We start from the raw sequence: 23,081 nt of genomic DNA, 5'->3' as shown, positions 1-23,081 counted from the left end.
GCGGCGCTCCAGAACCGCTAACCTCCGGTAAACGGTCGAGACGTGAGGAGCCCGGATGGCTGACACATCGACGGACCACGGCAGATTCGCGCTGCCGACGAAGAACCTCCCCGCTCCCCAGGTCCGGGACCTGCCGGAGCCGCCGACCCAGACCTGGAAGATCGTCGGTCCGGGCATGGTCGGCGCCGGGGTCGGGCTCGCGTCGGGCGAGTTCATCCTGTGGCCCTACATCTCCAGCCAGGTCGGGCTGGTGTTCCTCTGGGGCGCCCTGGTCGGCGTGGTGATCCAGTGGTTCCTGAACATGGAGATCGAGCGGTACACGCTGGCCACTGGTGAGACAGCGTTGACCGGCTTCAACCGGTACGGCAAACACTGGGGCCTCTTCTTCGCGATCATGACCTACTTCGCGAACATGTGGCCCGGCTGGGCGACCAGCTCGGCCTCGATGCTCACCTATCTGTTCGGCGGCGGGGACCCGCGCTGGATCGCGATCGGCATCCTGGCCTCGATCGGTCTCATCCTGACCTTCGCCCCGGTGGTCTACGTCATGCTGGAGCGGCTGATCTTCGTCAAGATCCTGGCCGTCGGCCTGCTCGTCGTGCTGGCGCTGATCTTCGCGATCCGGGCCAAGACGTACGACGCCCTCGGGCACGCGGTCACACATCCGGAGTTCCCGGTCGACCAGCTCGGTTTCGCGCTGATGATGGGCGCGATCGCGTACGCCGGGGCCGGCGGCGGCCAGAACCTGGTGCAGAGCAACTGGATCCGGGACAAGGGTTTCGCCCAGGGCATCCACGTCCCGCGGCTGACCTCACCGGTCACCGGCGAGCCCGAGGCCGATCCGACCGCCAACGGCTACGTCTTCACGCCGAACGACGAGAACCTGGCCCGCTGGCGGCGCTGGTGGAAGTTCGCCAACATCGAGCAGGCGGCGACCTTCGTCGCGATCACCGTGCTCACGATCGCGTTCACCTCGATGCTCGCGCACGCGACGCTGTTCGGCAATCCCGACGTCAAGAACAACATCAGCTTCCTGAAGATCGAGGGCGTCACGCTGCAGACCCTGGTCGGCGGCTGGTTCGGCTACCTGTTCTGGGCGATCGGCGCGTTCTCGCTGTTCGCCGCGGCCGCGGGGATCGTCGACTACACCTCCCGGCTGACCGCCGACATGATCAAGGCCCGCTACCTGCGGACGTCGAAGGTCAGCGAGTCCAAGCTGTACTTCGGCCTGGTCTGGGGTCTCGTTGCCTTCGGCATCATCGTGCTGCTGGCCGGGCTGACCCAGCCGCTGGTGCTGCTGGTGATCTCCGCCTGTACCGCGGGCACGATGATGTTCGTCTACTCCGGCCTGCTCTGGTGGATGAACTCCCGCGCGCTCCCGAAGGCGATCCGGATCACCCCGCTGCGCACCGCCGTCCTCGGGTTCGCCTTCCTGGCCTTCGGTTTCCTCGCGGTCTTCACGATCATCGACCAGCTCAAGAAGTTGTGAGCAGCAACGCTCTGATCGTCTCCTGGTCCGGCGCGCCGTGCCGGACCAGGAGGTCGAGGGCGATCCGCCATTGGACGGCGGCCTCCTCGTGCCGCCCGGCGGCGGCCAGGACGCGGCCCAAGTGCTCGCGGACGCCGACCTCCGGCTGCCAGGTGCCCGCGAGTACGGCGAGGGCCGCGCGCAGGTAGTCCTCGGCGGCGTCGAGGACGCCGCGGGCCAGCTCGATCCGGCCGAGACCTTCGAGCGCCTCGGCGACGGCGAACTCGTGGCCGGCGCCGAGCGCCGTCGTCCGGCACTCCTCGAAGTAGCGCAGGGCCTCGTCGTAGCGGCCGGTCTCCAGGTACGAGGAGCCGACCGTGTTCAGCACCGACTGCCGCGCGTTCGGCGTCCCGGCCCGGCGGACGAGTTCGACAGCGCGGCCGAACTCCTCGTCCTGCGTCGCCGTCCGGCCCTGTCGGCCGGCGATGATACCGAGAATGAGCCGGCCGTCGGCCTCGGTGATCTCGTACTCCCCGCGGACGGCGCCCGCGACCGCGCGCTCGGCCGCGACCCGCGCCTCGTCGTACCGGCCGAGCTCGACCAGGTACTCACCCAGATGGACGTCGGCCTCCAGCGTCTTCATCTCGTAGTCGAGGGCATGCAGCGCCGCGAGCGCGGTGGTCATGTAGCCGAGCGCCCAGGAGTAGTGACCGGCCGCGCCGCATTGCTGGGCCAGCTCGAAAGGCAGCACGGCGGCCGCCAGCGGGTTCGCGATCGCATCCGCGGTGACGACGGCGATCGTGCCGAGCAGGACGCCGTCGGAGTAGCGGCGGCGGAGATGGAAGTACGGCAGCAGACCAGCCACGAGCTCACCGACCAGGACCCGCTCCGCCTTGGTCGCCGCCGCAGTTGCGGCTCGGCGGACCGCGCCGATGATCTCGTCGGCCTCCGCATCGAGCCAGGCCAGGCCCTCTGCCAGCGTGCGATCCTCGGCCCCGGCCACCCAGTCGGCGTCCATCCAGTCGTCGATCAGGCAATCGAGGAAGTCGAACGAGCGGACCCGCCAGGCGACCGAGCGATAGAGCCGCAGCACCCGCATCCGCGCGGCTTCCCGGCCCGCGTCGTCGACGAGCTGGGCCGTCGTCTCCTGGACGAAGCTGCGGAGCAGGTCGTGCAACTGGTAGCGCCGCGGGGCCACCGAGTCGAGCAGGTGCAGATCGACCAGCCGCTCCAGGATCTGCTCCGTCACGGCGACCGGCAGGTCGAGCAGCGCGGCGGCGACCTCGACGTCCAGCTCTTCGCCGTCGTGCAGGCCGAGCAGCCGGAACGCGGCGATCGTCTCCGGGTCGCGGTCGGCCGCGGCGGCGACCGAGAGCTCGATACTGGCCCGCAGGTCCAGGTCCGCGATCGACAGCTCGTCCAGGCGGCGGTGCGCGGCGTCCAGGCGGTCGCTGAGATCCGCCGCCGTCCAGGTCGGTTCGGCGGCGAGCCGGGCCCCGGCGATCCGGAGCGCGAGCGGCACCCCGCCGCAGAGCCGCGCGATCGCCAGCGCGCTGGCCGGATCGGCTGCGATCCGGCCGTCAGCGACGACGGACGCCAGCATCCGGACGGCGTCCCGGTCGGGCAGCACGTCGAGGGTCACATGAGCGACGCCGGGCAGCTCGGTCAATCCGCGGCGACTGGTGATCAGCACCGCACAGGTCGATGCCCCCGGCAACAATGGCGCCACCTGGGCCGCATCGGCCGCGTTGTCGAGCAGTAGCAGCACCCGGCGCCCGGCCAGCGCCGACCGATAGCGCGCGGCCGTCTCACCGACGTCCGCCAGCTCGTCGGCGGCTTGCAGGCCGAGGCTCTCCATCAGCCGGCTGAGCGCCTCTTCGACCGTCATCGGCTCCCCCGGCCCGAAGCCGCGCAGGTTCAGGTACAGCTGGCCGTCGGGGAAGCGGTCGGCCACGCGATGCGCGACATGCACGCCGAGCGCGGTCTTCCCGATCCCGCCCATCCCGGCGATCGCCGACGTCACCACGACGCCCGGGCGGCTCTGCTGGGCCGCGAAGACCCGCTCCAGCTCGGCGATCTGCTGGTCACGGCCGGCGAAGTCGTCGAGGTCGTCCGGCAACTGCCTGGGCACGCTGACCCGCGTCTGCTTCCGGTCGCCCGCGGCCGCGAGCTCAGCGCGCTGCTCGCTCGTCAGGCCGAGCCCGTCGGCCAGCAGGTTGAGCGTGGCCGACCGCGGGTACCGCCGCCGGCCCGACTCCAGCGTCTTGATCGCCTCGACGCTGACACCGGCTGCCTCGGCCAGCCGCTCCTGCGACAGCCCGGCGTCCTTGCGGAACTTCCGCAGTACCGGCCCGAAGTCAGACATGTGCGGCGTACGGCGGGGCCGCGCCGTTCACGGTCGTATAGAGGGAGTAGACCGAGGTCGTGGCGGTGATGAAGAGCCGGTTGCGCTTCGGGCCGCCGAAGGTCAGGTTCGAGACGACCTCCGGGACGAGCAGCTTGCCGAGCAGCGTGCCGTCCGGGTGGTAGACGTGGACGCCGTCCGCGGCCGAGGCCCAGACGCGGCCCGCGGTGTCGACCCGGATGCCGTCGAAGGCGCCGTTCCCGCACTCGGCGAACAGCTCGCCGCCGGAGATCCGATCGCCGTCGACCGTGAAGACGCGCATCGTGGCCCGCTCGGTGTCGGTGATGTAGAGCAGCGATTCGTCGGGTGAGAAGGCCAGGCCGTTCGGCCGGTCGAAGTCGTCGGCGACGCGGGTCAGGACGCCGTCCGGCGCGATCCGGTAGACATGGCAGCCGCCGGTCTCGATCTCGGCCTGATAGCCCTCGAGGTCGTTGTCGATCCCGTACGCCGGATCCGTGAACCAGACGGAGCCGTCGCGCTGGACGACGACGTCGTTCGGGCTGTTCAGCCGGTTGCCCTCGTGCCGATCGGCGAGCACGGTCACCTGGCCGGTGTGCTCGGTCCGCGTCACGCGGCGGTTGCCGTGCTCGCAGCTGACCAAGCGGCCCTGCTGGTCGAGGGTGTGCCCGTTGGTGTAACCGGCGGGCTGCCGGAACACCGACACCTGGTACGACGTCTCGTCCCAGCGCAGGATCCGGTCGTTCGGGATGTCGCTCCAGACCAGGTAGCGGCCGGCCGGTGAATACGCCGGCCCTTCCAGCCAGCGGCCGCCGGTCCACAGCCGCTCGAGGTGGTGGTCGCCCCGGATCCCGTCGAACCGGTCGTCCAGTTTCTCCCACACCGCCGGCACGGTTCCCGCCAGCGGCTCCAGAATCCCCGACATCTCGACTCCCTCAGATCAGCGGCGTACTCAGGTCCTGACCTTATTCCGTCGCTGTTCGGCGGCGCGCCCGGCACCGGATGTGATCAACGCCCTCCCCACTGTCCAGACTTTGGACTCTAGAGTGGCCTCAGGCTTGAAGGGAGTCGTGCATTGTCCGAGATCACCAAAGTACTGGTCGCCAACCGCGGTGAGATCGCGGTGCGCGTCGTCCGGGCGGCGGCCGACGCCGGCCTGGGCAGCGTCGCCGTGTACGCCGATCAGGACCGGGACGCGCTGTTCGTCCGGCTGGCCGACGAGGCCTACGCGCTGGACGGCGCGACCCCGGCCGACTCCTACCTGAACATCGCCAAGATCCTGGACGTCGCGGCCCGCTCCGGCGCGAACGCCGTCCATCCCGGCTACGGCTTCCTGGCCGAGAACGCCGAATTCGCCCAGGCCGTGCTCGACGCCGGGCTGATCTGGATCGGGCCGCCGCCGTCCGCGATCGACTCGCTCGGCGACAAGGTCAAGGCGCGGCACATCGCCGAGAAGGTCGGCGCGCCGCAGGTCCCCGGCACGCCGAACCCGGTCGCCGACGCGGCCGAGGTGGTCGCGTTCGCCGAGGAGTTCGGGCTGCCGATCGCGATCAAGGCGGCGTACGGCGGCGGTGGCCGCGGAATGAAGGTCGCGCGGACGCTCGACGAGGTGCCGGAGCTGTTCGAGTCGGCGACCCGCGAGGCGGTCAGCGCGTTCGGGCGCGGCGAGTGCTTCGTCGAGCGCTACCTGGACAAGCCGCGGCACGTCGAGACCCAGTGCCTGGCCGACTCGCACGGCAACGTCGTGGTCGTCTCCACGCGGGACTGCTCGCTGCAGCGCCGCTACCAGAAGCTGGTCGAGGAGGCGCCGGCGCCGTTCCTGACCGCAGAGCAGCTGGAGACGCTGTACACGTCGTCCAAGGCGATCTTGCGCGAGGCCGGGTACGTCGGCGCCGGGACGTGCGAGTTCCTGGTCGGGCAGGACGGGCTGATCTCGTTCCTGGAGGTGAACACCCGGCTGCAGGTCGAGCACCCGGTCTCCGAGGAGGTCACCGGGCTGGATCTGGTCCGGGAGATGTTCCGGATCGCTCAGGGCGAGGAGCTCGGGTACGACGACCCGGAGGTGTCCGGGCACTCGATCGAGTTCCGGATCAACGCCGAGGACGGCGGGCGCGGCTTCCTGCCCGCGCCCGGCACCCTGACCAAGTGGAAGCCGCCGAGCGGCCCCGGCGTCCGGATCGACGGCGGGTACGACGAGGGTGAGACCGTGCCCGGCGCGTTCGACTCGCTGGTCGCGAAGCTGATCGTCACCGGCCGGGACCGGACGCAGGCGCTGGAGCGGTCGCGGCGCGCGCTGAAGGAATTCGTCGTCGAGGGGATGCCGACGGTCATCCCGTTCCACGCGGCCGTCGTGTCGGATCCGGCGTACGTCGGGGATGACGGGTTCACGGTGCACACGCGCTGGATCGAGACCGAGTACGACAACCAGCTGACGCCGTACGACGGCGCCCCGGGCGAGGCCGCGGAGGCGGGCGAGCGGGAGAAGGTGACCGTCGAGGTCGGCGGGAAGCGGCTCGAGGTCGTGCTGCCGGCCGGTCTCGGTGTCGGCTCCGGTGCTGCGGCCGGTGGCGGCGCGGCGGCCAAGAAGAAGCCGGCGCGGCGGGCCGGCGGGTCCGGTAAGGGCGCCGCGGCGTCCGGTGACTCGCTCACCTCGCCGATGCAGGGCACGATCGTGAAACTCGCGGTCGAGGAGGGCGCCACGGTCGCCGAGGGCGACCTGATCGTCGTCCTGGAGGCGATGAAGATGGAGCAGCCGCTGAACGCGCACAAGGCCGGCACCGTGACCGGCCTGAACGCCGAGGTCGGCGCCACCGTGTCGGCCGGCGCCGTCCTCTGCGAGATCAAGGACTGAGGTCGAGGGCGCCGCGGGCCTGCAAAGCCGCGGCGCCCCGGCGCACTCAGTAGCTGAGCGTGCCCTTGACCAGGTAGCCGCCGGTACCGGTGGCCGGCGAGAGCAGCACCAGGAAGCAGGTGCCCTTCGCGATCCCGGTGGCCAGGGTGTGGCTCGGCGCCTTCTTGGTGAACTTCTTGACGTCGCCGAGATCCGGGCCCTCGCACTCCTCGACGAGGACCTGGGTGTTCTTCTCCAGCGTGCTCAGGTTGAGCTTGATGTCGCCGCCGGTGGCGATGTACGTGCCGCCGGTGTTCCAGTCCTTGCCCTGGACGAGATGGGTGTAGGGCTGCGACGTCTGCGCCTTGGCCGGCGCCGCGTGCGCCGCCACCGGCGCCGCCGCGAGCATTGCCACGCCCAGTGCCGCCCCGATCAGCCGAATCCTCATGATGTATCCCCTCTTGGTGGATTGCATACTCGGTATCTAGATACTGAGTATGCACGATGAAGAGGTCACTCCGCCAGTCACCCCGGGGTCGCCTATAGTCACCGGGTTCGAGTGAGGCTGAGGAGTGGAATATGTGGCGGGCGCGGGCGCGGTACTGGTTCGACAGCACGATGTCGCGGGGGACGCCGGCGCTGGTCGGATGGCTGGGGCTGGCATCGACCTTGCTGGTGCTGATCGTGTCGGTGCTGGTGATCTGGCTGGTGCCCGGCGACGTGCAGCAGCACGGCGGGTGGCCGGATGTCTTCTGGCTGACGCTGATGCGGGCGATCGACGCGGGCACTGTGAGCGGGGACTCCGGGAGCCCTGTGTTCATGGGGTTGATGCTGGCGATCACGGTTGGCGGGATCTTCGTGGTGAGCGCGTTCATCGGGGTGCTGACGACCGGGCTCGAGGGCAAGATCGCGGACCTGCGCAAGGGGCGGTCGAAGGTGGTCGAGCGTGGGCACACCGTCGTCCTGGGCTGGTCCGAGCAGGTGTTCACGGTGGTCGCCGAGCTGGTGCAGGCCAACCACAGCCAGCGGCGGTCGTGTATCGCGATCCTGGCCGACAAGGACAAGGTCGAGATGGAGGACGCGCTCCGGGCGCGCGTCGGTGATCTCGGCCGGACGGTCGTCGTCTGCCGGACCGGGAACCCGCTGCGTCCGGCCGACCTCGACCTGGTCAACCTGGCCGAGGCCCGGTCGGTGATGGTGCTGCCGCCGCCGGTCGAGGACGCCGACATCCAGGTGATCAAGATCCTGCTCGCGCTTGGCGACCGGTCGCGTGCGTCCGGCGGTCCGCAGGTAGTGGCCGCGGTCAACGATTCCGACAACCTCGCCGCGGCGCAGCTGGCCGGTGGGCCGCGGACGCAACTGGTCGGCGCGGACGATCTCGCCGTCCGGCTGATCGTCCAGGCGCACCGGCAGTCCGGGCTGTCCGCGGTCTGCACCGACCTGCTGGCCTTCGCGGGGACGGAGTTCTACCTGCGTGCCGAGGCCTCCGCGGCCGGGCAGCCGTTCGGCGAGGTGAGCCGGACGTTCGACCGCGGTATCCCGGTCGGGCTCCGCGCCGCCGACGGCAAGATCGAACTGAACCCGCCGTCCGCCCGGATCGTCGACGCGACGGACGAGCTGATCGTGCTCGCGGACGACGACAGCCTGATCCATCGTGCGCACACCGCCGTCCCGATCCTGCCGAACGCGATCGCGCCGGTGGTTCGGCGTCCGGCCGAGCCGGCGCGGACGCTGATGATCGGCTGGAACAAGCGCGCCCCGAAGATCGTCGCGCTGCTCGACGAGTTCGCCGCACCCGGCTCGCACCTGCAGGTCGCCGGGCCGGACCCGACCCAGCTCGGCTCGTACACCCACCTGACCGTCGGTACGACGTACTGCGACCCGACCAACCGGGCCGAGCTGGAGGCGCTCGACGTGGCGACGTACCAGCACGTGATCGTGCTGTCGGCCGACGGGCGCGGCGGTCAGGAGGCGGACGCGCGCACACTGCTGACGCTGCTGCACCTGCGCGATCTGGAGCAGCAGCTCGGCGACCCGTACTCGATCGTCAGCGAGATCAACGACGAGGCGAACCGCGAGATCGCCCAGGTCACCCGGGCCGACGACTTCGTGGTCAGCGAGAAGCTGATCAGCCTGCTGCTCACCCAGCTGACCGAGAACCGGAACCTGGCCGGCGTCTTCGCCGAGCTGCTCAGCCCCGACGGCGCGGAGATCTACCTCAACCCGGCCGCGGACTACGTCGTCCCCGGCGAGCCGGCCAACTTCGCCACGCTGGCCGAGGCGGCCCGGCGGCGCGGGGAGACCGCGATCGGGTACCGCACGCACGCCGATTTCCACCGGCCCCCGGCGTACGGCGTGGTCCTGAACCCGGCGCCGGACGCGCCGGTGACGCTCGGCGCGGGTGATCGGGTGGTGGTGCTGGCTGATCACAGTTCGGCCGGTTTAACAGACAGTTCTCAGGTTGACGCTGTAAGTTCCCTCCAGACATCTCGGTGAGGGAGGGTTTGCATGTCCAAGAAGACCCATGAGCAGCAGCTCGCGGCGCGGAAAGCCAAACGGCAGGCCGAGCGGCAGGCTGAACAGGCCAAGCAGCGCCGCAACCTGGCGATCACGGTCACGGCCGTGGTGGCGGTGGTGGCTGTCCTGGTCGGGGTCTTCGTGGTCTTCGGCACCCGCGGCGACGACACCCCGGCCGCCGGCGGCGAGACCCCGCCGCCGACCAACGAGCAGCCGACCGGCGCGGAGAACAAGCCGAAGAGCATCCCGACCGCCCTCGCGGCCGCGCCCAAGCGCGACAAGCCGCTGCCGGCCGAGGTCGACTGCTCGTACAAGAAGGGCGAAGCGCCCGCCAAGAAGGTGAACGCCCCGGAGGACGGCAAGACCAAGGCCTCCGGGACGACGAAGGTCAGCCTGAACACCTCGGTCGGCGACCTCCAGCTCACCCTCGACAGCGCGCTCGCGCCCTGCACCGTCAAGAGCTTCCTGAGCCTCACCGGCCAGAAGTACTTCGACAACACCACCTGCCACCGCCTCACCGTCGGCGACGGCCTCCAGGTCCTCCAGTGCGGCGACCCGTCCGGCTCCGGCTCCGGCGGCCCCGGCTACAGCTTCGCCGACGAGGTCTACTCGACCCTCAAGTACGGCCGCGGCATCGTCGCCATGGCCAACGCCGGCCCCGCCACCAACGGCAGCCAGTTCTTCATCGTCTACGGCGACGCCTCCGCCCTGGGCCCGCAGTACACCGCCTTCGGCACCATCGACGAGCCCTCCCTGAAGATCCTCGACAAGGTCGCCCAAGCCGGCGTCAAACCCCAGAACGGCCCCACCGACGGCGCCCCCGCCACCCCGGTCAAGATCAACACGGCAACCTCAGCCGCCTGAGCAAACAACAGCCGCCGCCGAAGCTCGCCTTCGGCGGCGGCTCTTTGCTGCGCTGCAGGTTCGTGCAATCTCAGCCGAATCCAACGTGCTCGAACTGAGTATCGATCAGCGCGGCAGCAACCTGGTCCGGCAGGTCAAGGTCCGGCCCGGAAGTGGGATCTACCAGACGTCGCACCCACCCGGGTCACTCGGTCTGGAGGTCCCGCAGACCGTTGCGGCCAAGGCCGGCCACAAGCTCACCGTCCCTTATCAGCTGACCCGCAGCTCGAATCGCCCCGATACGCCGACGAAGGTCAGCATTACGGCACAAGGACTTCGGGTCCACGGGGACGCCGCCCGTACGGTCGACTGCGTCGGCGACCGCGCCACCGGGCAGTTCACGCTCACCGGCGCTCCAGGCGACTACGTTGTTCAGGTCGCAGCCGTCGGCGACTACAACAGACCCATCGGCAACGTCGCCGTCCACATAGCGGCCGAGACCTCAGCCGGAGACACCCCACGGCTGATTGCCGGTGCACTGCTGGTCTTCGCCGCGATCGGCGTCACCCGCTGGGGAGCGGTCCGGCGGAGCAGGTCCAAGAAACCTCAGCCCTAGCGGTCGCGGCGCTCGCGCAGGAGTGCCAGGCCGAATCCGCACGCCAGCCCGATCGGGGCTGCGAGCAACGAACCGAAGATGATCGAATCCGATTGCTCACCAGGGCCCGAGACCAGCGTCAACAGCACATTCAGCACAATCAGGATCAGGGCGCCGTACAGCGCCCATGACCGGCGGCGACGGTCCCGCGGGGAGATTCCCATCCACAGACCGTAGCCCGCCCGGACCGATCACCGGAAGGTCAACTCGTCCTCGAGGTTCGGCCTTCGCCGTCGGTGCGACCGCAGCAAGCAGTCGCACCGACGGAGCCGGGTTCAGGCCAGGAGGCCGTATTTGGAGCGGGGCCAGGCCAGCAGGGCGTGGATCTGGGCGATACCGGACTGTTGGAGGAGTTCGACCGGGCCTTCGCGGAACTTGTAGAGGTTGGTGGCGGGGTCGCGGAGGGTGGTCCAGGTGTCGTCGGCGTAGGACTGCATGGCTTTGCGGTAGCGGGGGTCGGGGCTGACGGAGTCGAGGATCAGGAGGTTCTTGAACCAGATGGAGTTGAAGGCGGCGCCGTTCTTGGCGAGGAGTTCGCGGGTGTTGTAGAAGGCCAGGGAGGCGTTGGCAACGGACTTGGCGTCGCGGAGGTAGCGGTGGTCGCCGGTGGCTTTGTAGAGCAGGACGCCGGCGCCGAGCATGACGCCCTGGTTGTAGGTCCACTGGGTCTTCTCGATGGTGCCGGCGAGGTCGATGTGGTCCCAGTAGAGGCCGTTGGGGGCGAGCATGCAGTCCTGGGCCCACTGGTACATGCGCTTGGCCCAGGTCAGGTAGGTGCGGTCGCGGGTGAGCAGGTAGAGGTGGGCGCCGAGTTCGGCGCCCGGGCCGTTGGAGATGGTGTTGCGGTCCTGGCTCCAGGGGGCCTGGGTCCAGTAGACGCCGCCGGCGCAGGGATGGGTCGGGTCGGTGTCCCAGCCGTGGATGACGAGGGTGAAGATCTCGCGGGCGCGCGCGAGGGCGGCGCGGTCGCCGGTGCGCTTGTGGTGCTGGACGAGGTGCAGCCCGATCCACTCGTTGTCGTCGTAGAACTTGTCCCCGCCCTGGCCGAGCGGCGGCCGGACGTAGGAGTCGTAGCCCTTCGGCGTCGTGGCCGCGTTCCAGTACGGCGCGTAGCCGTCGATCCGGCGGTCGGCCTCGGCCGACGCCTTGTGACCGGCGCCCGGGATCCCGGCGAGGTTCTCCGCCGCGACGGCCGCCTGGGAGTAGGGCCAGATGTACGAGTACGGGTTGGAGTGCGTGTTCGGGTACTCCTCCAGCAGCAGCCCGGGCCCGGCGCTGAAGTACTTGTTGATCGCGTCGTACGACGCCTTCGCGCGGGCCGCGTTCGTCGCCGGATTGATCCCGGCTTCAGCCGTCACGGTCTGCAGCGAGCCCACGACCGCGACCGCGAGCAGGCCCGCCGCGATCCGAGTTGATATACCCAATTTTCCAAGCATCGACCGGCTCCTCTTGAGCGGTGGCGGTTGACATCGATGTCATGTTCTAACCGGCACAAGGGATTTCCGTCAATGGGTCAGCGACCGGCGACCGCGGCCGACAGAGTTGTCATATCAAGTGGAGCCGCCGGGAAGGCCAGCCAGGCCGACCGCAGGTGCAGCCGCCCGCGGAGCTTGTCCGCGCTCAGCTCGCGCGTCCCCTTCGAGCCGACGGCGACCACGCGGACGGCACGCCCGCCGCTCGGCCCGACCCCGGTTCGCCGCAACACCCGCAGCGACCGGATCGCGCCGACATCGAAGGCGGCCTGGACGTCGGCGGCCGATCGGGTCACCGTCCAGGTGACGTTCGGGTTGCCGTTACCCGGATAGGCATCCCAGGCGTCGACCTTCATCACCTGGTACGGGACTTTGCCGGCCGCCGTCGCGCCACCGTTCGACGAGGAGAACTCGGCGATGATCGGTTTGCCCTTGTAGAGCCGCACCTGCCCGGCCGTCGCCGTGATCGCGGCGTTCGTCGCGGCCTTCTCCGAGTCGTAGCCGCCGTACACCTGACAGGCGATCGTGTCGCACAGATCGTAAGCCCGCTTGGCACTCCGGCTCCGATGGAAGACCGAATAGGTGCGAGCAGCAACGGACTGTGCCTGCAGCGCGGCCGGCTTCCAGGTCGACAGCGCCTCCCGCGGGACGACGCCGCGCAGGTAGTGCTCCAGCGACACCACGTTGACCGTGTCCAGGTGTTTGCCCCCGACATCGATCGCGCGCAGCCCGCCGCGATACCGCCGGACGGCGCCGCTCGGCAGGATCAGGCTGGTCACCGCGGCGCCCTCGAACTGCGTCATCGAGCCGAACGTCTTCCACAGCGTCCACTTGCGCGTCTTGGTGTTGTACGAGCTGACCTTCGTCCCGTGCTCGCCGTGCGGATCGATCGACCACTGGTTCCGGGTCGATGCCTTCGGCAACACGTAGACCTTCTTCCGGACCAGGTCGCGCACCTTCAGGTTGTTGACCGCGGCAACCCGGATCCCGTCGGTGGTGTCCGCGCTGATCCGGACCCGGATACTCCCGGTCGCCTTCCCGCGGGTCGTCCCCGGGTAGTAGAAGTCCAGGATCTGCTGCGCCGACTTTCCCGCGATCGCCGCGCCCTGGGCGCCGTACTGCGACATCCCGCGCCCGTGCCCGAAGCCGCGACCGCTGATCGTGGTCTCCTTGGCCGCATCCGGCTCGATCTCGCGGGCCTGCGCCGTCGCGCTGACCAGCGCGGACCCGACGACGACAGCAGCGATCAGACGCTTCCTCATGAGCCACTCCGATACTGGACGAGCACCGTCCGCCGGTGCGCGTGGTAAGTCAGCCACCCGTTCTGATACTTCTGCCGCAGACCGCCGCGCACCTTGTAGATATCGGTGATCGGCAGCCCGAGCCGCGACCGCTCGGCCCCGAGCGCGACGTACTTGCGGTAGATCAGCCCGGTCACCGGGCGGACGCCGTACGGGCGCGCCCAGTAGAAGCCGCCGTCCCGGAAGATCTGCACCCGCGTCCCCGGGACGCGGCCGTTGTGTACTTCGGTCGTCGGCAACCCGAGCCGGACGTCGGGGCCCATCCGGCGATAGCGATTCCGGAAGACGCCCGCGGTCGAGTGGGCGCCGGTGGAGACCGAGTAGAAGACGTCCCGGGTACCGAAGTACGTCGCCCAGCCGGTGCGCGTCGGATGCTCACCCCAGTACGGCTGGCCGAGCGTCCGGAAGCCGATCTTCTTCGCGAACCGGTAGATCGGCGTCGTCACCGTGCCGCCCATCAAGGTGTTGACCCGTTGCTTCAGCCAACCGAGTTCGGCGTAGAGCTGTTGCCCGGGGCACGCGGTCGCCTTGGTGTCGCGATGCCCGGAGATCGTGTGCACCTTGTGCCCGGCCAGCACGATACTTGCCGACGGCGACCGGTAGTTCGCGTCGAGTTTCCAGGCGATCACCCGGGCCGTTGCCTCGAGCATCGAGGCCGGCGGCGCGACCTTGTCGAAGTTGCCGATCAGCGCGACGCCGAACGAGTTCCCGTTGAAGGCCTCGGTGTGCGCGCCGAGCACGGGCAGCGCGGCGCCGCCGTACCGGCCCTCGAACGCGCGGCCGAAGCGGTCGACGAGGAAGTTGTACCCGAGGTCGCACCAGCCCCGGCTCTTCACGTGGTACGCGTACATCGCCCGCACCATCGCCGGGGCCTGCGCCCGCGTGTAGTCGTTGCGATCGGCGGTGTGATGGACGAACGCCGCCAGCACCGTCTTGGTGTACTTCGGCCGCGCACAGCCCTTGTTCCGGCTACGCAGCCGCTCGTCGGCGCCCCAGCGCTTGCGGCTCCACACGTTCGGCATCGGGTACGGCGCGCGCGTCGCCGCCGGATCGACGTCCTGCGTGGACGGCGACTCGCCACTGTCACTCGATCGGACGCCGGGCTGGATCAACGTCACCACAGCCCCGGCTACCGTCGCTCCGCTGCCGTCGACCGCGCTGGCCTGGACGCCGTCCGCATCACCGACCCAGAGCGGTTCGGTCCCCGGCCGGCCCTCGGGGACGTCGGGGCCGTGGCTGTCGTCGATGTGCAGCGGCTGCCACTCCGTCCACTGGCCCGCGCGTTTGACCCGGACCTTGGCCTGGACGCCGGCGACGCCGGCCGGCCAGGTGACCCCGAGCAGCGCGAACGGCTTCGTCTCGGCGGCCGTCGAGGGACCGGTGATCGCGAGCTCTTGGTAGCTGTCGTCGGCGGCCGCCGGTGTGGGCGCCGACGTCGGCTCCGGGGCACCCGGCAGGGCCTGCGGCGCGGTCAGCGAGAGTGCGGTCAGGGCGAGCGTGACGAGTCGGAGGGTCTGGCTCATCGAACAGCCTTCCGGCGGAGGTGATGCGGTCGCTGGGCGGCGGTAATCGATTATGCGCGTTCCGTGACCGCATTCGGCGGATTGCGGTCACCCTGCGTGGCGTGCCGGGTTTGCGGGGTTCGATAAGCTCGCCGTAAAGCCCCATAATTTGAAGAGGCCCGACATGACATACATCCTGATCATCGCTGTGGTGGTGATCGCGGTGCTGGCGTACCGCTCGTACCGTCGGACCCAGCTGCAGACCAAGAAGCAGCACGAGATCACCGCGGCCGAGCTCGAGTCGGTCAAGCGGACCGCCGACGAGGACATCACCCGCTTCGGCGAGGAGCTGCAGGACCTCGATCTGGAGATGGTCGGCAAGGATCTCGGCGACGGCGCCCGGCAGGACTACCAGCGCGCGCTGGACGCCTACGAATCGGCCAAGCAGGCCGTCGGCCAGGTCACCGAGGCCGACCAGATCAAACACGTGATCGAGATCCTCGAGGACGGCCGGTACGCCGCTGCCTGCGTCCGCGCCCGGGTGAACGGCGAGCCGCTGCCGCAGCGTCGTCCGTCGTGTTTCTTCAACCCGCAGCACGGCCCCTCGGTCGTCGACGTGATGTGGTCGCCGCCCGGCGGCGCCCCGCGCGAGGTCCCGGCCTGCGCCGCGGACGCCGAGCGCGTCCGGGCCGGCGCCGAGCCCGACGTCCGCAAGGTCATGGTTGGCCCGCAGCGCGTCCCCTACTGGGAGGCCGGCCCCGCCTACTCCCCCTACGCCCAGGGCATGTTCGGCGCCCTCGGCGGCGTGATGACCGGTATGTTCCTCGGCACCATGCTCGGCGGCATGTTCGCCGGCGGCGCCTACGGCGACTTCGCCGGCGGTGACATGGGCGGCGACATGGGCGGTGGCGACATGGGCGGCGACATGGGCGATGCCGGCGGCGACGCCGGCGGCTGGGACTTCGGCGACTTCGGCGGCGGCGACTTCTAGCCAACTCCCGGAAGGCCCCGGCGACCAGCACGGTCCGCCGGGGCCTTTTGCATCAACCTGCAATCCGTTCGCGCAGACACCCCGAGCACCCGAGCGGTAGTCTCCGCCTGCGCGACCGTGGGGTGACGGTCGCCCTCACCAAGGAGACCTCCATGCGTTACCGCTCCCTCACCGCGGCCCTCGCCGTCCTCGCCGCCGGAGTGCTCACCGGCCAGGCGCCCGCCACGGCCGCACCGCAGGCGCTGCCGAAGTGTTCACTGCCGGTGCCGGCAAAGCTGACCATCAACTCGCCGAGCAGCTACATCTACAGCCTGAAGCTGGGCAGCGGCTGCCCCAAGACGGTCCAGGACACCAACTGGTGGGCGGTACGCCCCGACGGCAGGTACAACTACGGCGTCGGCGGTCCCTGGGACAGCGTCACCATCTGGGTGAACAAGACGCCGATCGGCGTCACCACCCGCTGGACTCCCGACGGCTACGGCCGCGACAGCGCCGGTCGCAATGTCGCCACCCTGCTACCGGCCACCTCCACCACCAAGTGCGCCGCCGCCATCGGCCTGACCGGCGTGCGGAAGGGGACCAAGACCACGCTCTCCGCGCGGGCGACGTACTACGCCACCAAGACGAACGCCTTCGCGCGGCACCACGGCCGGGTGCTGTTCCAGAAGCGCGACGTCGGGTCCACCACCTGGACCGACCTCGGCTGGGCGTACCCGAACTCGAAGACCGGCGCCGCCAGCTTCGTCATCACCACCAACCGCGCCCGCGACTACCGCGTGTACGTCCCGTCGAGCCAGACGGTCTGGTACGCGTACTCCGCGACCAAGCGGGTCTGAATCAGCCGACCACGACGACCGTCACGGCCGCTCCGGGTGTCAGGACTGTGCCCGGGGCGGGCCGGACGTCGAGGAGGTCGCCGGCGAATTGGCCGGAGGCCTTCTTGGTCTCGACGACGGGCCGTAGTCCGAGTGCTTTTAGTTGCTCGAGGTACTTCGTGCCCGAGGGACTCGCCGACTGCTTCTCGTGGTACCACGGCTCCGGGACCCCGACCCGATCTGGAGCAACCGTGACCCAGCCGAGCATCCGGTCGACGGTGGCGGCGTCCGTGCTGGACTGCGCGTGGATGATCACGCCGAGGGTCGGGAAGTAGACCGCGCCGGAGCAGGTCTCGACCCGGTTCAGGGCCCCTGGAGCGCAGGTCGTCCGTTGCCGTTCGGCTCGGACGCCACCGATCTCGACCACCTCTTCGGACCGGAACGCGAACCGCTTCGGGTTGCCACCGGCAAGCTCGATGCTCTCGGTGTCCTTCGGTCGCGGCGCCATGCAGAACGTCAGGTGCCGCAGGTCGATCACCACCGTGTCCTTCGTCGGCGTACCTCCGCACCTGACCGCATTCCGGCCCCAGGTAACCGGCACGGCGACCGCCACCTGCCCGATACCCACCAGCCGCGTCGGACCAGCCGGCGGATCGGCGGCCACCGGCGGCTGCGTAGCCGCCGGCCCCTGGGCCAGGAACGCCGTCCCGCCGGCCACCGCCACGATCGCCGCCACCGCACCCGCGACCCCGGCCCGGCGCCGCCGCCGGATCCGCGCCGCACCCGATCGAATCGCGTCGATCCGCGGCGGCCCGACGACCTTGTCCGCCACGGCTCGATCCAGCACATCGCTCAAGTTGGGTTCGGTCATCGTGCCCCTCGCAATTCCGCCAGTCCCGGATCTTCCGCAAGGATCTTCGAAGCGCGCGACAGCCGGCTCTTCACCGTCCCGACCGCCACCCCGAGCGCCGCAGCCGCCTGCTCGTCGGTCAGGTGCGCGTAGTACCGCAACACCACCGCAGCCCGCTGGTCCTGCCCCAACCGCTCGAGCGCCCGCATCACCGCGTCAGTCATATCGACACCCGCCGTCTCGTCCGGCGTCGCCCGCTCCGGAAAAACAGCCACCGGCCGCTCCCCCGACCAGCGCCGCCGCCGCGACGAGATGAACGTGTTGACCAGAATCCGGTGCACGTACGCATCCCGATCCTCAGCCACCCGCACCTTGGCCCACTTCACCAAACAGCGCTCCAGCACCGTCTGCACCAGATCCTCGGCCTCCGGATCACTACACCCGAGCAACATCGCCGCCCGCACCAGCGCACCCCACCGCGCCGCGACGTACGCGGTGAAGTCGGAGTCGTCGGTCATCACTTGGTCCTTCCCGGAGCCCACACTCATACAGACAGGCGGGCTCCGGTCAATGGTTCCCTGGGGTCAGGAGACCGCGAGCGAGGCCCCGTAGTAGGTCAGCACGTTCTGGATCCGGGTGAAGACAATGGACGACGAACACCAGCGGGTATCAGTGGGGTAGGACGAACAGACGAATTGCCCTTCGGCTGTCGTCGGCCCGGTGACAATTCCGGAGTAGCGTAGCCCGGGCGCCACAATGTACACCGGTCCACCACTGTCGCCTTGACCTGCCGCAATAGCCCCGGCGCGGGACGCCTGGGTCAGACCACAACTGTCATGGGCGTCGGAGCAAAAGTTCGTGCGACCGATCTTCAGATTGCAGGATTCGCCGGTGAAAGCACCGCCGGTGCACACCGTCTGCCCGGTGAGGCTTTCCCACGGTGTCGCTTGGACGGTATGGAAGTTGTACCAGGTTCGGTACATCGTCGGGCTCATGTTCGTCGGGATGACCATCGCGTCGAGGTTCGGATAGCCGGATCGGTTCGAGACCCTGCCGATGCTCGGCAGGTTGGACAACACTCCCGGATGTCCCTGCTGGATGAGCTCACCGGTCGTTCGGCCGCAGTGCCCGGCGGTCAGCATGTACTCGTTCGAGCCGATGCGCAGGCCGGGGCCCGAGGTACAGACACCGCCGGTCCAGTTGTTGTGGATGAACGTTCCGGAGCTCCAGGGTGCGAAGTCCTCGACCCGGCTGGAGTAATGCAGATCGTCCTCTGTCGGCGCCGGTCCGGGCACGAACTCGAGTGGGGTGCCGGGGGCGAGGGCGGCGACGCGCTCGCGGAGCTCGGGCGTGCTGGGCCCGTGGACGGCGATCTCCAGGGCGTTGCCGGGCTCGTTGACGTCGACCTGGACGATCTGGGACTTCGCGTCGCTCAGCTTGTCGCGAGCGGCGAAGACCTGCGCCATCCGCGCGTCGAGGGCGGCCAGCGAGTGGGTCACCTTGACGACCTCGACCGGGGCGTCGGTGTCGGCGGACAGCTTGGGCAGCGGCATCGCCTTGGTGACCAGGACCCGGAGTACGCCGTTGTCGGTCACGTAGGCGCCGGCGTAATTCGCGGCCGGCAGGGCGGCCCGGATCTTTTCCAGGGAATCGCCACTGCGAAGGGTGGTCAGGTCGGTTTTCGCGAGCTCCGGCGTCGGGGCCGGGACTTTCGCCGTGGCGACCGGTACCCCACCGGCCGCCACCAGGGCTGCGGATATCGCAACAAATACACCGAATTTGCGCATTTCTCTCCCCACCGCTTTTGAACAGGAGTGTGTGACTCCGGTCTATCAACGGCGGTTCGGGCAGGTCCAGGTACGTTGTGATGTCACAACGTGCAAAGGGCCTGCCACAAAGTGCAAAAGATCAGTTGCGGAGGTGGAGGCGGCGGGCGGCTTCGGCGATGGAGCCGGAGATGGAGGGGTAGACGGTGAAGGAGGCGGCTACCTGGTCGACGGTGAGGCGGGCGGCTACGGCGAGGGCGATGGGGTGGATGAGTTCGGAGGCTCGGGGGGCCACGACGACGCCGCCGACGATGATGCCGGTGTTGGGGAGGCAGAAGAGTTTGACGAAGCCGTCGCGGATGCCTTGCATCTTGGCGCGGGCGTTGTCGGCCAGGGGGACCTTGACGACCATGGCGGTGGAGCCGCCGGCGTCGAGGGTTGCCTGGGTGAGGCCGACAGTGGCGATCTCGGGGGCGGTGAAGACGTTGGCCGAGACGGTGGACTGGTCGAGCGGGGCGACGGCGTCGCCGAGGGCGTGGGCCATGGCGATCCGGCCCTGCATGGCGGCGACCGAGGCGAGCATCAGGACGCCGGTGCAGTCGCCGGCCGCGTAGACGCCGCGGGCGGAGGTGCGGGAGACCCGGTCGACCTGGATGAAGCCGCCGTCGGTGAGCGACACGCCCGACTCGACAAGGCCCATTTCGTCGGTGTTGGGCAGCGAGCCGACGGCGAGCAGGGCGTGCGAGCCCTCGACCGTCCGGCCGTCGGTCAGGGTGACCACGACGCCGTCCCCCTGGCGCTGGACGGACTCGGCCCGGGACTTGCCCAGGACGGTCAGGCCGCGGCGCTTGAAGACGTCCTCCAGGACGGCGGCCGCGTCGGCGTCCTCACCGGGCAGGACCCGGTCGCGGGACGACACCAGGACGACGTCGCTGCCGAGCGCGTCGTACGCGCTGGCGAACTCGGCGCCGGTGACGCCGGAGCCGACCACGATCAGCCGCTCGGGCAGGTCGGTGAGCTCGTAGACCTGCTCCCAGGTGAGGATCCGCTCGCCGTCCGGCTCGGAGCCCTTGAGCACGCGCGGCCTTGCCCCAGTGGCGATCAGGACGACGTCGGCGCTCAGCCGCTCGTCGCCGACGACCACGGTCTCGGGCCCGTCGAGCCGGCCGCGGCCGTTGACGATCCGCACCTTGTCGAACTCGAGCCGGCGCTCGATCCCCTCGCCCTGGGCCGCCGCGAGCGCCTTGACGCGCCGGTTCACGACGGACAGATCGACGCGGACGGAGTTCGCCGGGTCGTCGTCGCCGTCGTCCACCCGGACGCCGAGCTCACCGGCCTCCTCCACCTCGGTCATGAGCTCCGCGGTGGCGATCAGGGTCTTGCTCGGAACACAGTCGGTGAGTACCGCAGACCCGCCGATTCCGTCGGAATCGACGACCGTCACCTCCGCTCCCAATTGGGCGGCCGCACTCGCCGCTTCGTACCCGCCAGGACCGCCACCGATGATCACAACTCGCGCCACGAGAGGCCATTGTTCCGTATCCTGATTTCTCGTGAGCCTGTACGCCGCTTTTGCGTCGAATCTCGACCCGAACCTGATGTCCGAGCGGTGCCCGTACTCACCCCTGCGCGGCACCGGCTGGATCGCCGGCTGGCGGCTCACCTTCGGCGGTGAGGAGCTCGGCTGGGAGGGCGCCATGGCGACCGTCGTCGAGGACGCCGCCGACCCGGGCAACCAGGTCTTCGTGGCGCTCTACGACATCCACCCCAAGGACATCGAGCGCCTGGACGAGTGGGAGTGGATCGACCAGGGCGTCTACCGCAAGATCCAGGTCCGGGTGCAGACGCTGGACGGCGAGCAGCTGGCCTGGATGTACGTCCTGAACGCCTACGAGGGCGGCCTGCCCTCAGCCCGTTACCTGGGCATCCTCGCCGAGGCCGCCGAAGCCGCCGGCGCCCCCGACGACTACGTCGCCGAGATCCGCTCGCGCCCCTGCCAGTCGTCCGGACATTAGTTAACCTGCGGTAGTGACTGATGAGCTGCGTAGCGCCGCCGAAGCCTGGCTGAGTGAAGACCCTGATCCGGACACCCGCGCCGAGCTGACGGCGTTGCTGGCGGCCGGTGACACCGCCGAGCTGGCTGATCGGTTCGCCGGGACGCTGGAGTTCGGGACGGCGGGGCTGCGCGGAGCCGTCGGCGCCGGGCCGAACCGGATGAACCGGGTCGTGGTGATCCGGGCGGCGGCCGGGCTGGCGGCGTACCTGAAGGCGAAGGGGCTGACCGACGGGCCGGTGCTGATCGGGTACGACGCCCGGCACAAGTCCGACGTGTTCGCGCAGGACACGGCCGCGGTGATCCGGGGTGCGGGGCTGGACGCGGTGTTGCTGGATCGGCATGCGCCGACGCCGGTGGTCGCCTTCGGCATCCGGCATCTGAAGGCGGTGGCCGGGGTGGTGGTGACGGCGTCGCACAACCCGCCGCAGGACAACGGCTACAAGGTCTACCTGGGCGACGGGTCGCAGATCGTGCCGCCGGCGGACGCCGAGATCGCGGCCGCCATCGCCGCGGTCGGGCCGCTCGCGTCGGTGCCGCGAGGTGACGACTGGCAGACCATCGGCTCCGAGCTCCTGGACGCCTATCTGGACCGGATCGCCGAGTTGGTGCCCTCGGATGCGCCGCGGGAGCTGAAAGTCGCCTACACGCCCCTCCACGGCGTCGGACGCACCCTCGCCGAGGACGCCGTCACCCGCGCCGGCTTCGCCGTCCCCGCGGTAGTTGCCGCGCAGGCCGAACCCGACCCCGATTTCCCCACCGTCAGCTTCCCGAACCCCGAGGAGCCCGGCGCAATCGATCTCGCTCTGGAGCTGGCGCAGGAGATCGGCACCGACATCGCCGTCGCGAACGACCCGGACGCCGACCGCTGCGCGGTCGCGGTGCCAGACCCGGGGGTAGGAGGCGGGGCGGAGGCGAGCGCCGCAGGCGGGGCCGCGGCGGGCGCGGGCTGGCGGATGCTTCGGGGGGATGAGCTCGGCGCGTTGCTCGGGGAGTTCCTGCTGTCGAGCAGGCCGGACGGGGTGGCGGCCTGTTCGATCGTTTCGTCGTCGCTGCTGGGGAAGATCGCGGCGGCGTACGACGTCCGGTACGTGGAGACGCTGACCGGGTTCAAATGGATCGGGCGGGTGCCGGGGCTGGTGTTCGGGTACGAGGAGGCGCTGGGGTACTGCGTCGACCCGGGCGCGGTGAAGGACAAGGACGGCGTGTCGACGCTCGTCCGGGTGCTGGAGCTGGCGGCTCGGGCGAAGGCCGACGGGAAGACGCTGGTCGACCTGCTCGACGAGCTGGCGGTGAAGTACGGGCTGCACGCGACCGACCAGCTGTCGGTGCGGGTCGAGGATCTGAGCCTGATCCAGACCGCGATGGCGAACCTGCGCGCGACGCCGCCGACCGAGCTCGGGGCGCACGGCGTCGTCCGGGTCGACGATCTGGCGGAGGGTTCGGCGGAGCTGCCGCCGACGGACGGCCTTCGGTACACGCTGTCCGAAGGCGCCCGCGTCGTCGTTCGTCCGTCCGGCACCGAGCCGAAGCTCAAGTGCTACCTGGAGGTCGTCGTCCCCGTGCAGAACGGGGATGTCGCCGCGGCGAGAACCACCGCGGCCGGCGACCTCGCCGGTATCAAGAAGGCGCTCTCCACAGCCCTGGGGCTGTGAA

Annotated in this window: 20 protein-coding genes; 9 read left to right on the top strand and 11 right to left on the bottom strand. The window is 69.8% G+C overall.

The window, feature by feature from the left end:
- Positions 1-55 precede the first annotated feature (55 nt).
- The gene (locus tag HPO96_RS31185) at positions 56-1,489 is read left to right on the top strand and encodes an Nramp family divalent metal transporter (protein WP_171677968.1); all 1,434 of its coding nucleotides are present in this window, start codon (positions 56-58) and stop codon (positions 1,487-1,489) included.
- Here the strand turns inward: HPO96_RS31185 and HPO96_RS31180 are convergent.
- The gene (locus HPO96_RS31180; RefSeq protein ID WP_171677967.1) at positions 1,476-3,833 is read right to left on the bottom strand and encodes an ATP-binding protein; all 2,358 of its coding nucleotides are present in this window, start codon (positions 3,831-3,833) and stop codon (positions 1,476-1,478) included. The genes HPO96_RS31185 and HPO96_RS31180 overlap by 14 nt on opposite strands.
- A complete protein-coding gene (locus HPO96_RS31175) occupies positions 3,826-4,755 on the bottom strand; it encodes an SMP-30/gluconolactonase/LRE family protein (protein ID WP_171677966.1) in 930 nt (309 codons plus the stop codon). The genes HPO96_RS31180 and HPO96_RS31175 overlap by 8 nt, the downstream gene beginning before the upstream one ends.
- 150 nt (positions 4,756-4,905) lie before the next feature.
- Here HPO96_RS31175 and HPO96_RS31170 point away from each other — a divergent pair, with 150 nt between their 5' ends.
- Positions 4,906-6,681: an acetyl/propionyl/methylcrotonyl-CoA carboxylase subunit alpha gene (locus tag HPO96_RS31170; protein ID WP_171677965.1), complete on the top strand. Its 1,776-nt coding sequence runs from the start codon at positions 4,906-4,908 to the stop codon at positions 6,679-6,681.
- 46 nt (positions 6,682-6,727) lie between these two features.
- Here the strand turns inward: HPO96_RS31170 and HPO96_RS31165 are convergent, their stop codons facing one another.
- Positions 6,728-7,108 (bottom strand): hypothetical protein, encoded by a 381-nt coding sequence (locus tag HPO96_RS31165; protein ID WP_171677964.1) that lies wholly within the window; start codon positions 7,106-7,108, stop codon positions 6,728-6,730.
- Positions 7,109-7,239: 131 nt separating this feature from the next.
- On the opposite strand from HPO96_RS31165, the gene HPO96_RS31160 reads away from it, so the two are divergent.
- The 3 genes from HPO96_RS31160 (at position 7,240) to HPO96_RS31150 (ending at position 10,636) form a co-directional block, all read left to right on the top strand.
- On the top strand, positions 7,240-9,156 hold the full coding sequence (locus HPO96_RS31160; protein ID WP_171677963.1) for a CASTOR/POLLUX-related putative ion channel: 1,917 nt from the start codon (positions 7,240-7,242) through the stop codon (positions 9,154-9,156).
- Between the two features lie 12 nt (positions 9,157-9,168).
- Positions 9,169-10,041, top strand: coding sequence for a peptidylprolyl isomerase (locus HPO96_RS31155; protein ID WP_171677962.1), 873 nt, complete (start codon positions 9,169-9,171; stop codon positions 10,039-10,041).
- Positions 10,042-10,126: 85 nt separating this feature from the next.
- The gene (locus HPO96_RS31150) at positions 10,127-10,636 is read left to right on the top strand and encodes a hypothetical protein (RefSeq protein ID WP_171677961.1); all 510 of its coding nucleotides are present in this window, start codon (positions 10,127-10,129) and stop codon (positions 10,634-10,636) included.
- Here HPO96_RS31150 and HPO96_RS31145 read toward each other — a convergent pair.
- The 4 genes from HPO96_RS31145 to HPO96_RS31130 form a co-directional block, all read right to left on the bottom strand.
- Positions 10,633-10,839, bottom strand: coding sequence for a hypothetical protein (locus HPO96_RS31145; RefSeq protein ID WP_171677960.1), 207 nt, complete (start codon positions 10,837-10,839; stop codon positions 10,633-10,635). The genes HPO96_RS31150 and HPO96_RS31145 overlap by 4 nt on opposite strands.
- A gap of 111 nt (positions 10,840-10,950) precedes the next feature.
- Positions 10,951-12,111: a glycoside hydrolase family 76 protein gene (locus HPO96_RS31140; RefSeq protein WP_171677959.1), complete on the bottom strand. Its 1,161-nt coding sequence runs from the start codon at positions 12,109-12,111 to the stop codon at positions 10,951-10,953.
- 77 nt (positions 12,112-12,188) lie between these two features.
- Entirely contained in the window at positions 12,189-13,409 is a 1,221-nt protein-coding gene (locus HPO96_RS31135) for a SpoIID/LytB domain-containing protein (RefSeq protein WP_238355687.1), read from the bottom strand.
- Positions 13,406-14,971 (bottom strand): N-acetylmuramoyl-L-alanine amidase, encoded by a 1,566-nt coding sequence (locus tag HPO96_RS31130; RefSeq protein ID WP_171677958.1) that lies wholly within the window; start codon positions 14,969-14,971, stop codon positions 13,406-13,408. The genes HPO96_RS31135 and HPO96_RS31130 overlap by 4 nt, the downstream gene beginning before the upstream one ends.
- Positions 14,972-15,134: 163 nt before the next feature.
- Between HPO96_RS31130 and HPO96_RS31125 the strand changes: the two genes are divergently transcribed.
- Together HPO96_RS31125 and HPO96_RS31120 are read left to right on the top strand one after the other, a co-directional pair.
- The gene (locus tag HPO96_RS31125) at positions 15,135-15,941 is read left to right on the top strand and encodes a hypothetical protein (RefSeq protein WP_171677957.1); all 807 of its coding nucleotides are present in this window, start codon (positions 15,135-15,137) and stop codon (positions 15,939-15,941) included.
- 152 nt (positions 15,942-16,093) lie between these two features.
- Positions 16,094-16,777: a hypothetical protein gene (locus HPO96_RS31120; RefSeq protein WP_171677956.1), complete on the top strand. Its 684-nt coding sequence runs from the start codon at positions 16,094-16,096 to the stop codon at positions 16,775-16,777.
- A 1-nt stretch (position 16,778) separates the two neighbouring features.
- On the opposite strand, the gene HPO96_RS31115 is transcribed toward HPO96_RS31120, so the two are convergent.
- The 4 genes from HPO96_RS31115 to HPO96_RS31100 form a co-directional block, all read right to left on the bottom strand.
- Positions 16,779-17,627, bottom strand: coding sequence for a hypothetical protein (locus HPO96_RS31115; RefSeq protein ID WP_171677955.1), 849 nt, complete (start codon positions 17,625-17,627; stop codon positions 16,779-16,781).
- Positions 17,624-18,124, bottom strand: a complete 501-nt coding sequence (locus HPO96_RS31110; RefSeq protein WP_171677954.1) for a SigE family RNA polymerase sigma factor — start codon at positions 18,122-18,124, stop codon at positions 17,624-17,626. The genes HPO96_RS31115 and HPO96_RS31110 overlap by 4 nt, the downstream gene beginning before the upstream one ends.
- Before the next feature lie 66 nt (positions 18,125-18,190).
- On the bottom strand, positions 18,191-19,393 hold the full coding sequence (locus tag HPO96_RS31105) for a chymotrypsin family serine protease (protein ID WP_171677953.1): 1,203 nt from the start codon (positions 19,391-19,393) through the stop codon (positions 18,191-18,193).
- Positions 19,394-19,514: 121 nt separating this feature from the next.
- Entirely contained in the window at positions 19,515-20,894 is a 1,380-nt protein-coding gene (locus tag HPO96_RS31100; protein ID WP_171677952.1) for an NAD(P)H-quinone dehydrogenase, read from the bottom strand.
- Positions 20,895-20,925: 31 nt separating this feature from the next.
- Here HPO96_RS31100 and HPO96_RS31095 point away from each other — a divergent pair, with 31 nt between their 5' ends.
- Positions 20,926-21,387, top strand: a complete 462-nt coding sequence (locus tag HPO96_RS31095) for a gamma-glutamylcyclotransferase (RefSeq protein ID WP_171677951.1) — start codon at positions 20,926-20,928, stop codon at positions 21,385-21,387.
- A gap of 13 nt (positions 21,388-21,400) precedes the next feature.
- On the top strand, positions 21,401-23,080 hold the full coding sequence (locus HPO96_RS31090) for a phospho-sugar mutase (protein WP_171677950.1): 1,680 nt from the start codon (positions 21,401-21,403) through the stop codon (positions 23,078-23,080).
- Position 23,081 lies beyond the last annotated feature (1 nt).

The organism is Kribbella sandramycini (assembly GCF_013131805.1).
Taxonomy (GTDB): Bacteria; Actinomycetota; Actinomycetes; order Propionibacteriales; family Kribbellaceae; genus Kribbella; species Kribbella sandramycini.
This window is presented reverse-complemented; position numbering and strand designations above follow the sequence as displayed.